This window comes from Sphingobacterium sp. WOUb80, from assembly GCF_050058145.1.
Lineage (GTDB): Bacteria > Bacteroidota > Bacteroidia > Sphingobacteriales > Sphingobacteriaceae > Sphingobacterium.
The window spans coordinates 1106430-1121751 of the sequence record NZ_CP165617.1 but is presented as its reverse complement, the minus strand read 5'-3'; the positions used below and the strand labels follow the sequence as shown (position 1 = coordinate 1121751).

Annotated in this window: 11 protein-coding genes and 1 pseudogene; 6 read left to right on the top strand and 6 right to left on the bottom strand. The window is 39.5% G+C overall.

Annotated features, from left to right (window positions below):
• Nucleotides 1-11: 11 nt before the first annotated feature.
• Entirely contained in the window at nucleotides 12-989 is a 978-nt protein-coding gene (locus AB1Z56_RS04420; protein WP_426791206.1) for a FecR family protein, read from the bottom strand.
• Nucleotides 990-1344: 355 nt separating this feature from the next.
• Between AB1Z56_RS04420 and AB1Z56_RS04415 the strand changes: the two genes are divergently transcribed.
• Nucleotides 1345-2037 carry a VOC family protein gene (locus tag AB1Z56_RS04415; RefSeq protein WP_309361042.1) on the top strand — a complete coding sequence of 231 codons (693 nt, stop codon included), beginning with the start codon at nucleotides 1345-1347 and terminating at the stop codon, nucleotides 2035-2037.
• A gap of 571 nt (nucleotides 2038-2608) precedes the next feature.
• Here the strand turns inward: AB1Z56_RS04415 and AB1Z56_RS04410 are convergent.
• The gene (locus AB1Z56_RS04410) at nucleotides 2609-4150 is read right to left on the bottom strand and encodes a carbohydrate-binding domain-containing protein (protein WP_426791205.1); all 1542 of its coding nucleotides are present in this window, start codon (nucleotides 4148-4150) and stop codon (nucleotides 2609-2611) included.
• A 331-nt stretch (nucleotides 4151-4481) separates the two neighbouring features.
• On the bottom strand, nucleotides 4482-6827 hold the full coding sequence (locus AB1Z56_RS04405) for a TonB-dependent receptor (protein ID WP_426791204.1): 2346 nt from the start codon (nucleotides 6825-6827) through the stop codon (nucleotides 4482-4484).
• Between the two features lie 151 nt (nucleotides 6828-6978).
• On the opposite strand from AB1Z56_RS04405, the gene AB1Z56_RS04400 reads away from it, so the two are divergent.
• From AB1Z56_RS04400 to AB1Z56_RS04390, 3 genes are all read left to right on the top strand, one after another.
• Nucleotides 6979-8073: a hypothetical protein gene (locus AB1Z56_RS04400; protein ID WP_426791203.1), complete on the top strand. Its 1095-nt coding sequence runs from the start codon at nucleotides 6979-6981 to the stop codon at nucleotides 8071-8073.
• 1418 nt (nucleotides 8074-9491) lie between these two features.
• Nucleotides 9492-10373, top strand: coding sequence for a DJ-1/PfpI family protein (locus AB1Z56_RS04395; protein ID WP_309361050.1), 882 nt, complete (start codon nucleotides 9492-9494; stop codon nucleotides 10371-10373).
• An 89-nt stretch (nucleotides 10374-10462) separates the two neighbouring features.
• Nucleotides 10463-10720 (top strand): hypothetical protein, encoded by a 258-nt coding sequence (locus AB1Z56_RS04390; protein ID WP_426791202.1) that lies wholly within the window; start codon nucleotides 10463-10465, stop codon nucleotides 10718-10720.
• Nucleotides 10721-10980: 260 nt separating this feature from the next.
• Here the strand turns inward: AB1Z56_RS04390 and AB1Z56_RS04385 are convergent.
• A pseudogene (locus tag AB1Z56_RS04385) lies at nucleotides 10981-11649 on the bottom strand (DUF6766 family protein).
• Nucleotides 11650-11813: 164 nt separating this feature from the next.
• Between AB1Z56_RS04385 and AB1Z56_RS04380 the strand changes: the two are divergent.
• Nucleotides 11814-12371: a hypothetical protein gene (locus tag AB1Z56_RS04380; RefSeq protein ID WP_426791201.1), complete on the top strand. Its 558-nt coding sequence runs from the start codon at nucleotides 11814-11816 to the stop codon at nucleotides 12369-12371.
• Between the two features lie 107 nt (nucleotides 12372-12478).
• On the opposite strand, the gene AB1Z56_RS04375 is transcribed toward AB1Z56_RS04380, so the two are convergent.
• Nucleotides 12479-12964 (bottom strand): CinA family protein, encoded by a 486-nt coding sequence (locus AB1Z56_RS04375; RefSeq protein WP_426791200.1) that lies wholly within the window; start codon nucleotides 12962-12964, stop codon nucleotides 12479-12481.
• Between the two features lie 90 nt (nucleotides 12965-13054).
• Nucleotides 13055-13711, bottom strand: coding sequence for a response regulator (locus AB1Z56_RS04370; RefSeq protein WP_426791199.1), 657 nt, complete (start codon nucleotides 13709-13711; stop codon nucleotides 13055-13057).
• Between the two features lie 189 nt (nucleotides 13712-13900).
• On the opposite strand from AB1Z56_RS04370, the gene AB1Z56_RS04365 reads away from it, so the two are divergent.
• Nucleotides 13901-15280 (top strand): PAS domain S-box protein, encoded by a 1380-nt coding sequence (locus AB1Z56_RS04365; protein ID WP_426791198.1) that lies wholly within the window; start codon nucleotides 13901-13903, stop codon nucleotides 15278-15280.
• Nucleotides 15281-15322: the final 42 nt, after the last annotated feature.

Below are 15322 nucleotides of genomic sequence, written 5' to 3'. Positions count from 1 at the left end.
CTCCTTACCTACTACCTATCTACCAAAATATTTTTTTCTTGTTGTTTAAAGGTTAGTCCAGTACTCTCTCCTAAAAGAAATAAAACGCGAGCAAGTGGCATATTTTCAAATTTTCCGGTCACTGGCAGATTCAACAATGAGCTGTCCTTGATTTTGAAAGAAATCTGATACCGGTCTTCAAGCTGAGCTAGCGCGTCAACCAACTGCGTTTGCGAGAAGTTTAATTTACCTGCTGTCCACTGCCCAATATTCGCTACATCATATTGTTCGAAAGCTTCTAACTTGTTATCGACTTTATTATACCGTAGCCTATCGCCGGGCTGCATTCTTTGCAACAAACCTTTTTGATCCGAGAACTCCACAGATCCTTCTTTAAGCGCAACAGTTACTGTATGCTGACCTAAACGGTTGCTAACATCGAAAGCCGTTCCCAAGACTTTTATTTGCGCACCATCGCTCTGTAAATAGAAGGGTCTGCTCGGATCTTTAGCAACCTGTAAAAAAGCATGCCCATATTCAAGTGATATCCGTCGCTCGTCTGAAACAAACTGTTTTGGATAAACCAACTTACTTCCACCCTCAACCCATATCTCTGTATGATCACTGAGTTTGAGATTAACACATTTTCCTTTCGGAACTTCCAAAGTCAACAATTGTTGTTCAAATACAACAGCACTGTGATCTTCCATCTGTATTAGATAAATACTTCCTAGGGACGTTAATAACAATAGCGTCAATACAACACGTGTTCCCCACCACCACAATTTGATCTGGCGTATCCCTTCCTCAGTGCGCATCATAAAATTGCGCCATAACTCTGCTGAATTTGTAGCACTTGCTGTCTGTACTTGATCATATATCAAATCCGCATTTGTGTCTTCAAAAAGGTTATCCTCTTTTTCAAGCCACTGCTCGACCAAAAGGCATTCCTCTTCGGACGCACGTCCTTCGACATACTTCTTTAACAGTTTCGGACTTATTTTCTCCATACTTATATATAGCATAAACAGCCTCCAACCCCAGTCAAGAAATCACTTATTTTCGATAAAAACCGATAACACCCTTATTTACAGTGAAATAAATTTTAACAAAAAAAAAAACATTTATTGAAGTAAGTATGTGTTATTTTAGTCAATTAAAAGGTGAACACTAAATTGATATTCAGTTAAATTCAAACAACCAACACATCCAAATCATTAACTCATATCTCCTTTAGACAAAAAGAAAATCTTCCGATAAGTCCATATTTAAATTATTCCTTTTGACGGACATATTGCTCCTTCTAGTGGTTGTTCGGATAAAAAGATCACTATTATATTTATAATGGATTAATAATGGTATAGAATGTATCAAAAAAAGAACCGCATATGGAATGGGAATATGCAAATCAGTCACGTGCTATATCGTGTCGATGACCTTCATAAAGCTGTAAAATCAATGGAAAATGCGGGATTTATCGTGGAATATGGTACCAAACCTGAAAAGGCTTATAATGCTATAATATGGTTTGAAGAAGGTATTTTTATAGAATTGTTCAAAAATTCGGAGTTAGCATCCTGGGTAAAATGGATTATGAAACTATTTGGTTATCAATCTATTTTGAAGCGAATTAAAAAATGGGAAGAAATTGAAACAGGATGGTGCGAATGGTCCCTAGAAACAAAACTTGTAAACCTAAATGATCAAAAAAAGTTGCTACGTACAAAAAAGATTCCTTTTAAATTTCATAAAGCTAAAAGAACGGATATAACAGAAAAAAAGCTTAAGTGGGAATTACTCATCCCCCATTCAATCGATTTTCCCTTCTTGATGTCGACATATACACCCAATCCTCGTCCACCGAAAATTAATCATCCTAATGGTATTAAAGGAATTTCGAAATTGATAGTTGGTAAAAAGAATTTAGATGTGAATTTATTGCAACATTTATTGGAAGAATCAAATGAGCTAGAATTGGTAGAAGGTAGTAAAGGCCTTCAGGGTATTGAATTCGTAGACAGCACTTTAAATATGAAGTCAATACTATTTAACCAATAATCATCACATACCCTCACTGTAATACATTTTCGAATTTAAAATAAAAACACTTAGATATTAGTTTGATTTCATTAATTCATCATTTTATTACAACTAACTATAATAAAAATAATTTATTACAGTTAGTTGAAAGATCACTGAAGGGTCTCCGCCCATAGATGACCTTTTGCCTATGAACAAGCAAAAGAAAAGTAGTTTGCTATAGTTCACCAGCAGCAGGCGTAACCTATTATAGACTATCGCTTGTCCTCGCATCATCATGGCCTCCTGGCATGCGACTCATAATGGCGAGGAGATCGGCCTTCTCCCTTGTGCTGATGTTAACTACTATTTCTTCCCCAAAATCCCAAGTCACTACAACAGGCAAACTCGCATCAAATGGTTCAAGGTTTTCTTTAACAAATTCCGCAGAATTTAAAAAGGGGTGCTAAAATAACGTTTATATCGGAAAAAAGGCCGGAGTAATCCAGCCCTGATAAATATTTTACCATATTTTAAACACTAAAAAAAGACAATTCCTGACGTATTACGGATAAACTTTCCAATATCGACTAAAAGAATAATTGCTTTTCTATCTTCCACCACCGGGTCCTAGGTTTCCGCCCAAATTATTGACCATGGCTGATAATGTAAACGATGATGTAACCGTTGGATTGCTAAATTTTCCACCCAAGTATAGTCCGTTAAACGCATTGGCATCGGCAACTGAAGATACACTTACCGCCTTGTAGGACGCTCCTACTGAAAAGCTTCCATTGGAGACTAGTAATGTTGAAAAAGAAACAGGCGATTTAAATGTTAATACCTCATTATTATCCTTGTCAAGAACACTATAGATCTGGCTGGCAGTGCCGCCACTCAAAATAGCCGAAGGCTGTGTAGAAACACTTGCCGTTGGGGAACTTGTGGATCCGCCCACGCCGATCATAAGTCCGCCGGTAACCTTAAAGGTGTTGTTATCACAATCGAACCCTTCTTCTGGACTCTTTGCACCGATCGCAAAAATATGTCCTCCAGTAATAGTCATCGTTCCATTTGAATCTATGCCATCGTTTGTGGTACTATAGGCCACGATTGTTCCTCCATTGATATAAATTGCTTTCCCGGCGTTGATAGCATCATCAATAGCTTTGATGTAAATTTCACCATTATTGATGCTGAGGGTCGCCTTGCTTTCAATTCCCTCCCCTCCTGATCCAGTGGTTTCGATATTTATTTTTCCGCCATTTATAATTACATCCGGTATTATTGTCGCGTCTCCATCCTCGTAGGAAGCGACAATCCCGTCGTCAGCAACTTTTAAGGTGATTTCGCCTCCATTGACGATAATCCTTCCTTTTTCAGCTTCAATACCATCGGAACTTGCCACGATATTTAATTTCCCGCCATCAATATAAATGCCGTCGTTACTGTGTAAGCCATCCGAAATAGCATCCAAAACTTGAATATTACCGTCCACAATCCGTATATAATCGTCGCTGGCTATGGCATGTTTGGTTTTGCCAGAAATAGTTAGTGTGCCGGCCCCTGAAAATATCAATTGACCTTCACTGAAAATGGTGCCTTTTTGATCTTCAATGGATGTCGCATACGTAGCCGCATCTGTAAGCTTGTTTTCTGTCCCGTCCGCAAGTACAATAAATGCTCTTTTTCCCGACTGAATATTGATTGCAGGCCCGTCGTTATTTGTAATAGAGACCGCATTTAAGGTGACCTTGAATTTTTTATCTGAATAGACCTTGAATGAACCACTTGTTGTTGATCCTGTAAGCTCATAGGCAACACCGCTTGCTGAAGAGTTTACAACAACATCAGCTCCAGATTGGGTAACAGTAACCCCGGAAACTGGATTTTCTATAGTAGCGGAATTGCCATCGAAGTTTATCTTTACAGTACTGTTGAAAGTGGAGTTTGCAACAAGATCATCGTCGTCTGCTCCAGTCTCCTGGCTCCCTTCAACCGGACCACTTTTTGATGTCGAACTAATGTTTATCGCTGTACCGGTTTCGATAACCTCCCCTGACTCCGATTCTGTTTTTTCATCTTTTGAACATGAAGCTATGGAGGCCCCCACCATCAGGACCATTCCATAAAATATTACTTTCCTTAACATAAGTTTACTTTTTTTATCAATTCAAAGCTAACAACAACTAATGTTAATGAATATTAAGCAGTGTAAATTAGATTAAAATTATGTTAATTAAATATTAAATTAACACTCTAACCGCTCAAAGGTTGGGAATATTCATACCTTAATGTTAACCAGTTTTGGGCTTCGATCTAAATCATAAATCGCAAGATTAGTTGGATACTCTCGGGTACTGTTATTTTACCTCTACCGGATCCTTATTAAAATCAAGAGAATTTTGGATTTCGTTTCGCCCCTTTTTTCAAACAAGTCAGGATGTGGCAGGCTTAAAATAATCGATCGTCACCTTTCTTCTTTAGAGCAATAGCTTTAATCCCATAGAAATATTACGCCCCGGTAATGGAGCTAGATATTTGAGTATGGAATTTTGCGGACGTGCTTCAACATTCAATAGATTATTTCCGGAAATAAAATAGACAAATTCATATTTTTTTAGATTCACCTTGTAACCTAATTGACCAGATAGCAAGGAATAGGCTGGCATAGGTGGTTCAATATTGATATTTTTACCTAAATAACGCTGTTTCAGATACCGGTCGAAATTGGCGTTCCCAAAAAACTTTTTATATTGAAGTAACGCGGATATTCCATATCTACTGGTAGGTAAATTGGGCATATAGTCTCCTTCGGCCCATTTGCGCATACTATCATCTGATGTATTTATATTTTTGACGAGATCGGCGAACCCATTTAATGTGAGATGACAATCAGCTGCCAATGCATAAGTATAACCTCCTTCCAACTCCCAACCCTGAATTTCGGTGTCTGAAGCACGCCATTCCTTGACCAAAAAACCACCAGAACGGGAAATGCCTGTATGGGCCAAATAGAGATAATTTTTAAAGAAGCTGCGGTAATGCGTCGCTGACAGCTTTAATCCACCATATTTTATCCCTCCGGATAACTCATAGGAATTTGAGCTTTCCTTGTTAAGTCGATCATCTCCATTTTCTTCTACCAGGATAGCGAAATGGTCATTCCCTGCATAAAGTTCATTGACCCCGGGTGCACGTTCTGCGTGTGAAAATGTAGCCTGTAAATAGGCAATGTCAAAAATCGAATAGTTGATATCTCCCGAAAAGTGGTTTAAGCTAAAATCCCGGGCCGAAAGCTGTCCCCCGGCCATCCCCCGGCTCCGCTGGTAGGTAGGATCGCTCAAAGTACGTCGGGCAACCCAGTCATGCCGGTAGCCCATATGAAGAGCAACTGGATTAAGTTCTATTGTCTGCAACGTAAAGATCCCTCCTTCCCGACTCAGATTATTGGGTACATACCGCCGATCCCCCTCGCCCTTTAAGGCTACAAATGAAAAATCAAATCCACTCGTCCCAGACCAAAAACGGGTAAACTGCTGCGATACCTCCGATCGAAGCGCGTGACGCTCACTATCGAACTTATTGACACGATACCTGCCCAAGAGCTCCCGGTCGTCCGACAGCTCACCGCGGTAATTAAATTTAATCTCCGAGATCAACTGTGTTCTTGGCTTAAAAGCAGATTCTAACTGCCAGGCATAGGAATAAGTGCGCGTATTGATCGATTCATATATGGGGGTCCAAACTGTGCTGTGGCTATGGACAGGCTTGTTGCGCTGTGCAAACCCGGGAATACCATAATAGCTTTCAAGAGCGTAAAGCCCTAGACCTACCCGAAAGTTGTCTCTGATATAGCTGGCTCCTGCATTGACAGCGCTTCTCTCAGCATGACTATTGGGCATCACTCCTCGTTTGACAGGCACGTAATCTGTAATCCCATGAACGACTTCGGTGTACAACGGTGTGTTGGGATCCTGCCCAGCGATATATTTTTCATTTTGAGGGTTTAAGACTTTTGCTCCATTGATAAATGAATAATCTTCAAAGGTATAGAGGTCGGCCTCCGATAAACCCCACTTTGGATCGCCCATATTATTGAGCACAAACTGGCTTAAATAGGGATATAGCGTCAGATTTCGAATCGTCTCGCGATCGACATTTACCTGTGCCATTGCGGCTGTCAAATGATCGATCTTAGGATCATAAGCAATAGCCGCCTTTGTATTGCCCGGAATCCTGAGGTTTCCGTGCGTGAGCCTCATTGCGCCAATATGTCCCACCCAGTATTTTCCAAGGTTTGCATTGAAGGCCAGCGACTGGCTATTGCCACTATTGGTTCCTAACTCCGCACTGGCCCGGCCTGCAATCTTATTTGGCAGACGGGTCATAGGAATGGTGTTATCCTTGAGATTGACCGCTCCACCGATCGCCTTTCCTCCGAATAACACAGTAGCAGCACCCTTGTAAAGGTCTATTTCGCGTAGATTTTCCATATCGAAATTGGGATTTAGGTTGGGACTGATTCCCGACAAATCATTGACCGAAAGACCATTTGAAAGAACACCTACCCTGCTACCACTTAGACTGCGTATCATGGGCATGCCAGAATTGGGACCGAAAAAAGCGTTTTGTATCCCGGAAATATGACTCAATGTTTCACCGAGCGTTTGCGCCTGAATACGATCTAGCTGATTTCGATCGAGCCTCTTCTTTTGCCCATGCCTCGGCACGAAGCCTGTTGTCTCTACGGTGGGAAGCGTATAGCTTCGCAACGTATCCACTGATGGTTTGCGCTGTGCTTGCGCCGTTTTTGCGCTAGTTAACATCACTAGAGATGCTAAAAAAACTTTATTCTGATACCGTAACATAGTGTAGCCTATTCCTGTTTGAGTTGCAAAAATAAAAAAGATAATAGTAAATGCAATCATGTTGCATTAATAATTTACAATTACTACCTTCGTCAAAATTTTACACCATATGAAGTACATCAACACACACATCGCTCTAGCGGGAGCGCTGATTCTGATGCTCGGATCGGCATCATCCTGTAAAAAAGAAACAGCAGGTATTCCAACTGAAATCTCACTTTCGTTACCATCGCAGGTCAGTCTACGCTACGGCGAAACACAGGAAATTAATCTGCCGAAAGACCTATCTGCAAGTACAGGACTTACATTCAGTTTTGACTTTTCCCAGACTGCAGACATCAATTTAGGCAACGGGAGTAAACTCAGTGACAAACTGAACCAAGCCATCAAATACGATAGCGAAAAACAAAGCATACGGATTAACAGCGCCCTACTCTATCCCAACGGAGCCCAATCGAGCAGCGCACGCATTCCCGATGATTATAAAGTCACCGTGATAGCCAAAGAATCTCATGGCACAGTGGTCGGGAAAGAAAATTTTTCAATCAAGATAACGGCTGGAACAATTGCTATCAAAGGTCTAAAAAGCGGCGGCGAGTTACCTTATTCGTATGTATTGTATGGCGACCAATCTACTGATTTTGAAATAGATCCTCTTGGCCTACCGATTACCGGCGCTAGTTTTCACTTGGCAAAAAAGGATGGCCAGGAAAATATCGCTTCAATAGCAGATACACATATCAAGTTATCAAAAGATGCCGGCGATCCGGAAAAAAAGGCTGAAAGGTCGTTCGAACTGACTCCCGAACTTAGAAAAGATGGTTTTCCTGTGGCTTCCACAACTTTTAGGGTCATTCTGATTCCACAAATAAAGTTCTTATTTGGACAATATTATCCCGATCTAAACCTGACAATCGACTTTAGTCTGATACACATCGGTCTTTCAAATGGTTATGTATCTGCCGCACCAACACTATATCCCGAAAAATATAAATCTGCATTTGAACTGGTTTCAATACAAAAAGATGGGCAGCCATTTACAGATAGCGAAAAGCTGTTTAGCGTAAATGCCCAAACAGGTACAGTTTCCGTGAAAAAAAGTGATAGTTTGAAAGCTGGCAGCTATAAGGTAACCATAAAGGCACTGACGACCACAGGGCTTGAATTTACGGCTAACCTCACTTTAGCAATGTCTGAAGGATAATCGAAATACCCTGGTTACAGTGATTATTCCATCGCTGTAACCTTTTTCTATCGGAGGAAGTTCATTTCAATTTTGCTTTTTAGATGGAGAAATAATCTGCGTTTGCCACAGCCTGCCTTCGACGTGTCGGACAAACAATCAATACCTCTGTCCGAAAATCGGTCAACCTCATGTTCTGATCATTAAAACAATAAGTTTTCATTAAATTTATATATCAAATCGAATCCCAATTTATAGCAAAGCAGTTTTAACAAAAGGCCGTAAATGGTGGCTACATGAAGGCCCCAGACTATTGATAAAGCAGAGATTTTATAGAGGATAAGCTGATAACCTCAACAGACAATAGCATGTCTAAAAATTTCTGATAAACGAAATACCTTCGCCGCCAGTGAAACTCTATGAATATCGTTTTGAGGGAACTGAAAGATCTGCGATCAGCAGTTATTGATAGATTAAACATAAAATTATAATTTATGCAGGTCGTGAAATCGGATAGAGACCATATAGAAATCATATTGAAAGAAATTTCTGTAAAGGACGCTAAGTCATTTTACAGGCTGTACGTTGGAGTTGAACCAAACATTCCGGCTCAGACAACTTGAAAAGAAGTTTATTTTAGATGTCAGCTTTGCATCTGGAAAAATCTCGCTAAGTGAATTCCAGAATCAACTAAAATTGATCAATAAATAATTCAAATTTCACGTTATACGTCGAATGGGAATCTTATCGAAATCTCCCCTGGCCGGTTCAAAAGGCAGAGCCAAGGCAACTTTGGTGTTCGCTCATTTCAGGAGGAACATTTTTTAATAAAGGCGAGGACATGAATCCCGGCCTTTATTACTACTAAACAAACTAACTTAACCTTTTTATGAACGTAATTAGGGAATGATTGGTTCAATTTTTCTAAAAAAAAGGGCAATCTTCCGATTACCCTCTAACTAAATTATAAACAGACCCTCAAAAGATCGGAATATACCATTTAAACACCTAGTAGCTAAACTTCGGTTTAAAATGGCCAGGCATTAAACCTGGCCATATATTTAAACAACCGAAACGAAACTTCCTAAATTGAATCGATTGTCAATAAATAGACAAATGCGTTAAGACATTGGTTTGATAAAAATGAAAAAAGCCTTGGGCGGAGAACCCAAGGCTTTAGCCATTATTAACCTATTTTTGAAAAGTAATTATAATACAATATTTATTGCGCTTTAGTTTGATTAAAATAAAATAAAGGGATATTTTACAGTGAAAACTCCATAATTCCCCCAATCTCTCTCGAGTGCTCTTTTCACAAATATTTTTTAGACGAAACAGCATTGGTTTTGATATTGTTATCTCTTATAGTTTATAAAATGTCGCGCGTTTGATTGTTGAATCATCAAAAGCATGGATAACAAATTCTAAAAAATATTACTATGTCCTTATTTTCAAACGATTTGAGTAAAGAATCTGTATTTGACGGAATTGGTTACGAACCTTCTTTTTTTTCAAGAAAAACGATGGTTACGACCAAAACAAATTACAGCAAAAAAAAGTACAGTGATGTCAACAAAGATACCCGGAAAAAGATTCTCGTGCTTTGTACCGAGGAGCGGTATATGACGATGAAAAATGGAAAGAAGTTTTCAACGGGTAATCATCCGGTCGAAACCTTGGTTCCCATTCTTCATCTCGAACAGGCTGGATTTGAGGTTGACTTCTATACAGCAACTGGTGCTTCTGTAAAATTTGAAATGTGGGCTATGCCGTATGAAGATGAAAACATCGGTAAAATCCTCGACAAGTATAATACGCAATTCTCAAACCCGCACAGCCTCAGGGATTTTATAGCTGACACGAATAAGGCATACGTTGACTACGTTGCCGTTTTTATCCCAGGCGGGCATGGTGCAATGCTGGGACTACCTGAAAATAATGATGTAAAAGAACTTATCAAATGGGTAGTAGCTGAAGATAAATATCTATTGGCAATCTGCCATGGTCCGGCAGCGCTCTTAAGCGCAGCAGATTGTGGAGACACCGAGTTTCCGTTTAAGGGGTATCAGATCAATTCGTTTCCTGATGAAATGGATAGGACTTTGCCAGAAAGTGGATATCAGCCCGGAGAGATGCCCTGGTTTTACGGCGAAAAACTCAAACAACTTGGCGTTGAAATTTTGAATAAAAAAATTGCAGGCGATTGTCACGTTGATAGAAAACTGATTACTGCAGATAGCCCATTAGCGGCTGATAAATTCGGGAAGCTCTGTGCAGATGAACTTCTAGCCTATGAAAAATCAAAAGCGGAAAATGGATAGGCAGCGGCAGCAATGCGGATTATATCAAAGTCTTGCCAAGGCTTCAAAATTTGAACTATTATAGGAAGAACTAATAAATATTTCAGTTTATGACAAAAACTAAATTATATAAAGACATTCCGGTTACTTTAACAACGGAAACAGAACAATTATTTGATTTTGAATTGGTTGAAAGTGGTAAGCTGGGCCAATATGCCAAAATATCCTCTCAAGGACACGAACTCATTATAGGTGAGGATCTAGGTTATCTGGACGGCGATATGCCCGAGAAATGGAGACAACCTGCTGTTCAAAAACTACTTGCTTTAGTGAGGGATGATAACAAAACAATCGGTGATTTAAATTAATTTTTTCAAATAAAAGGTTCCCCTATTAATCGATAAGGGAGCCTTTTGGCAGATAACGAAAAGCTTCACAAAAAAATAGCTTGCCTTATTTCTTAGCAATACTAAAGTTAATTTTCGCATCCTAGCCATTATAATTCGCATACCAAGATTTACCTTCAGGGATTATATATCGCAATTTTCATCGATTCTTTTCGCGAAGTGCAATCTTGGTTCTGATCGACCTCTAACAAAGATAACAGCTTCGCCCGATTTAGAATGAACTACTTACCTGTATCTGTATGAGCTGCGTCCACAGGTTTAGATTCTGGAGATCCTTTTTGTCGGAGAAATATTGTTAATATAACAATTGAGGCCACCGAGAGAAATTCACTTTGCCAGTTCTGAAAAGTTTCAAACCAAAACTGAGGTTCAGCTAGAAAATCTAATAAACTTTTTTAGGGTTTGCCATGCAAGCTTTCTTGCAAGTTGGCATCCTTAAAACTGCCATAAAGATGGCCTGCCCAACTTACTAGAAATAGGATAACAAAAACAATCGACAGGGAATTTTGGTAAAGCATTAAACGCCATCCCCCTCTCTTAACTGGACCTGGTGCATCTTTTCGGGTTGGATCAGGAAGCCGATCAACTTCTTCAGGCTTTTCCGGATCTTTTGACTCAGCCGATCCCACTTGCCGCAAAGAGATCGTAAGCATGACATAAAGCGCCATTTGCAGAAATTCGCTTTGGAAATTTTCAAATGTTGACGAGAAAAAATGGCCGCTTTTCAGATATGCAGAAAATATAATTTCTGGAGACCCCAGATCTTTCAGATTCTCATTGTTTTCTTTCCATCCAAAAAATCCCTGCGCACCCAGCGCAGCTATAAATAATACGATAAATACGATGGAAAGACTGTTCCTATAAAAATAAGTTTGTTTCTTATTCTTCATCACTCAAAAGATTTGATAATCGTTTTAACCCGCTTTCAATGTCAGTTACGACCGCGTAGACAACCTGATTTGAGTTTTCAATCACAGAACCAAGTTATTACCAGCAATCACCTGCATTTAATGAATAATCCTTTCACCGTGAACAGCACCAACCACATAATGGTTTGGCATATATCGCTGTTACATATACGTCATCTTTTGAGAGAGCTATCGACCCGCTGGACTATCGGCTGGATAAAGCAAAAGCAGTCAATAATGTTGAAATCCTAAATCCACATAAAGTAGATGTTATCCAAGCAATTCGCGAAATGACTGGCGGAAGAGGAGCCGACGTATGCGTAGATGCAGTAGGCTTTGAACCCGAACGAAATTTTATGGATAAAGTAAAAGCAACGATAAACTTTGAAAAAGGATCAATAAAAGTATTGGAAATGTGCTTTGAAGCGGTCAGACGAATGGGGACAGTATCTATTATGGGTGTATATGGTTCACCATACGATAATTTCCCACTATTTAGGATTTTCGATAAGGGTATAACAATTAAGCAGGGCCAAGCCCCAGTTCTTAATTATATTGACAAACTTATCAACCTTGTCAGCGAAAATAAAGTAGTTCTCGATGATATAATTACCCACACCATTCCTCTTGCTGAAGCAGAGCACGGGTATCAAATTTTCAATGAAAAAGAAGACGATTGCGTCAAAGTAGTTTTGAAACCCTAAGTCAAATTTGGGAGGAAAAATCACTTCAAGATGAGCAGTTTTCCTGTCTATTTGAAATGATTTTTGCTCGCAACTGATAGTTCGATCAATATGGATAGTAGATTTCGCTACAATTGCTTGGCCAGTATACTTTCAAAGGTTGCCAAAATAATTTCGCCATATCTCTGCTGCCCTTTTGCTCCTAAGAAGTTTTTATTCATTTCTATTTTCTCAGAAACGATTATCTGCATCTTATACGATATCGCAAAATATGCATATAACTTAAATTGAGACTCTTCCACCGGAGTTGCGTAACCGGTAACACCTATACCAAAATCAGCATTGAACAAGTGTGATGCCTGCAGTGCCATATCTTCTGCGATCTGGGACGACACACAGTCACATTCTCTAGCCTCATCCTCATCGATTCCTAATAAATTTACTTTCTCTTCAAGTGTGTAAGCTGTAATCCCCCCTTTAAAATTAGCCGCAGCATTTTCGATCTGAGACAGCATAAACTGAAGCTGTCCGGCTGTTACACTTTCTGCCGTTGCGACAGTCTTACGATCAAGTAGCTTGCCGATACGCTGAATTACTTCCTTATCGAGTTCCATCTTATACGTATTAATTTAAACCTATAGCGTGAACAGACCTTTTATCTACACAAAAGATTAAATTTTAAATCGGTTATTGACCGTAGGCCTTTATTGTAGCAGTTTATTCTGAAAGGCGAACCGCACTAGATCAGCCGTATTTTTTGTTTTTGTTTTATCAATCAGCTGCTGCCGATGCCCTTCAACCGTACGTTTGCTCAGAAATATCTGATCTGCTATTTCAGCGTTTGTAAAACCATGTGAGATCAGTTCCAAAACCTTCAATTCCCTTTCAGAAATATCGTAGCGATGAAAAATAGCTTCTTTATCGATATAAATGGGTCTATTTAGCTGAAAATGATCGAGAAGTGATAGACCTATTTCCATTGAAATATATCTTTTACCTTGAGATATTTGTACTATACCCGCTACAAGCTCATCATAATCTGAATTTTTGGATAAAAAGCCAATTGCCCCGGCCCTAAATGCATCAGAAACGGTACTATTATCCTCAACCATCGATAAGACAGCAATGTCAAGATCAGGGTACTTGGCCTTCACTTTATGAATCATTGTAATGCCATCCATCTCTTCCATTTTAATATCAGTAAGTATAAGGTCTGGTAACTCATTTTTATCTAGAAATTCCAGTGCTAGAAATCCGTCTCCCACCTCCCCAATAATGGATAACTGCTTATGTGGCTCCAATATTAGTCGCAAGCCATTCCTGACCAAGGTGTGATCGTCGACAAGTAATATTTTATACATCTTTAGTAGAAAAATGGTGTGTTTTGCGGAATTACACTCAATTTGCTTGCCATTTTTTCATAACTGGACAATTTTATATTCCTATTTTAAATATTGTAATATTTACTTATTACCCAACGTATTTTTACTTTCCTTTAAGTATCTTGTATTATGTAATTTTGTCAGAATCAATATCCACTTAATATATCTATGAACAGTCCCACTACAACTGAGCAATTGGCAACTGAAAATATTGAACTGAAAAACAAAATAGCTGAACTTTCAGAATTTATTGACAGAGCTTCTTTGGCCCTTCATTGGGTAAACCGCGATGGTATTATCATCTGGGCCAATCAGGCGGAGCTTGACTTGCTCGGCTATGATGAAACGGAATATATAGGTGCCAGCATAGCGTCATTTCACGCTGATCAGGACACAATTTCCACTATCCTGGGGAAACTCTTAAACAACGAGCGTATTGAAAATTATCCGGCGACCCTGAAATGCAAAAATGGGAATATAAAACATGTCACCATAAATTCCAGTGCATTGATGAAAGATAATGAATTCGTTCATTCCATGTGCTTTACCAAAGACGTGACAGAAGCAGTTCTTGCTGAACAAAGAAAAGATAAGCTGACAGCAATACTACGAGAGAAAGAAGAACGCCTGCGCCTTGCCCTTGCATCAACGGGATTGGGAACCTGGGATTGGAACGCCGAAAAGGAGGTTGTCAATTTATCCGAAAGGGCACAGCAAATACTCGAATCGCCCTACCCCGCCCAATCTAAAAATACGGTGATAGAAATTATTCATCCGGAGGATCGTTTTGCCATCTACCAGCAGATGAAGGGACTCAGTGAAAACGGGGCCGAAGATCATTTTGAATTTACCTGCCGGATCATTAAACCGAAAACCTTCACCATTGGATATGTTAAGATAACAGGTCTTGCCTACTTCAGTGGGCCAAAAACCTCAAGAAGGATTATTGGAGCTATCATGGATATTACAGATCAGAAAAAATCCATTGAAAAAAGTGCTGAATTGGCAGCTATCGTAAATTCTTCTTACGATGCGATCATCGGAAAGACGCTGGAGGGAATCATCACCAGCTGGAATGATGCTGCTTCCAGTCTTTTCGGTTATACCTCCTATGAAATGATCGGGCAACCGATCTTAAAAATAATTCCGCCCGAAAGGCACGCCGAAGAAGATTATATTCTGGGCAAAATGCGCCTTGGAAAATCCATAAAACATTTTGAGACCCTTCGGTTAACAAAGTCTGGAAAATTGATCGACTTATCACTGACTATATCTCCAATAAAAAATGAGCATGGGGAGATCATAGGCGTTTCAAAGATTGCCCGGGACATCACCGAAAAAAAACAGGAAGAAAAACGGAAGAATGTATTTATATCCATGGCCAGCCATGAACTTAAAACTCCCCTCACGACCGTGCTGATGTGTGCCCAAATGATGCAGATTCATGAAGATACCTTTGGGCAGAAAAGTGCCCAGATGGCAGTAAAGATCGAATCCCAGATTAAAAAGATGATGTTGATGATTGCAGACTTTTTAAGTATTGCCTAGGCTGAAGAAGGTAAACTTCAGCTTCACAAAACCAGCTTTCAG

Bases quoted from the DNA above. Each gene is read 5' to 3' on its own strand.
- AB1Z56_RS04365 (WP_426791198.1), top strand. From the start codon at position 13,901: ATGAACAGTCCCACTACAACTGAGCAATTGGCAACTGAAAATATTGAA.
- AB1Z56_RS04400 (WP_426791203.1), top strand. From the start codon at position 6,979: ATGAAGTACATCAACACACACATCGCTCTAGCGGGAGCGCTGATTCTG.
- AB1Z56_RS04375 (WP_426791200.1), bottom strand. From the start codon at position 12,964: ATGGAACTCGATAAGGAAGTAATTCAGCGTATCGGCAAGCTACTTGAT.
- AB1Z56_RS04390 (WP_426791202.1), top strand. From the start codon at position 10,463: ATGACAAAAACTAAATTATATAAAGACATTCCGGTTACTTTAACAACG.
- AB1Z56_RS04370 (WP_426791199.1), bottom strand. From the start codon at position 13,711: ATGTATAAAATATTACTTGTCGACGATCACACCTTGGTCAGGAATGGC.
- AB1Z56_RS04395 (WP_309361050.1), top strand. From the start codon at position 9,492: ATGTCCTTATTTTCAAACGATTTGAGTAAAGAATCTGTATTTGACGGA.
- AB1Z56_RS04415 (WP_309361042.1), top strand. From the start codon at position 1,345: ATGTATCAAAAAAAGAACCGCATATGGAATGGGAATATGCAAATCAGT.
- AB1Z56_RS04410 (WP_426791205.1), bottom strand. From the start codon at position 4,150: ATGTTAAGGAAAGTAATATTTTATGGAATGGTCCTGATGGTGGGGGCC.
- AB1Z56_RS04405 (WP_426791204.1), bottom strand. From the start codon at position 6,827: ATGTTAACTAGCGCAAAAACGGCGCAAGCACAGCGCAAACCATCAGTG.
- AB1Z56_RS04420 (WP_426791206.1), bottom strand. From the start codon at position 989: ATGGAGAAAATAAGTCCGAAACTGTTAAAGAAGTATGTCGAAGGACGT.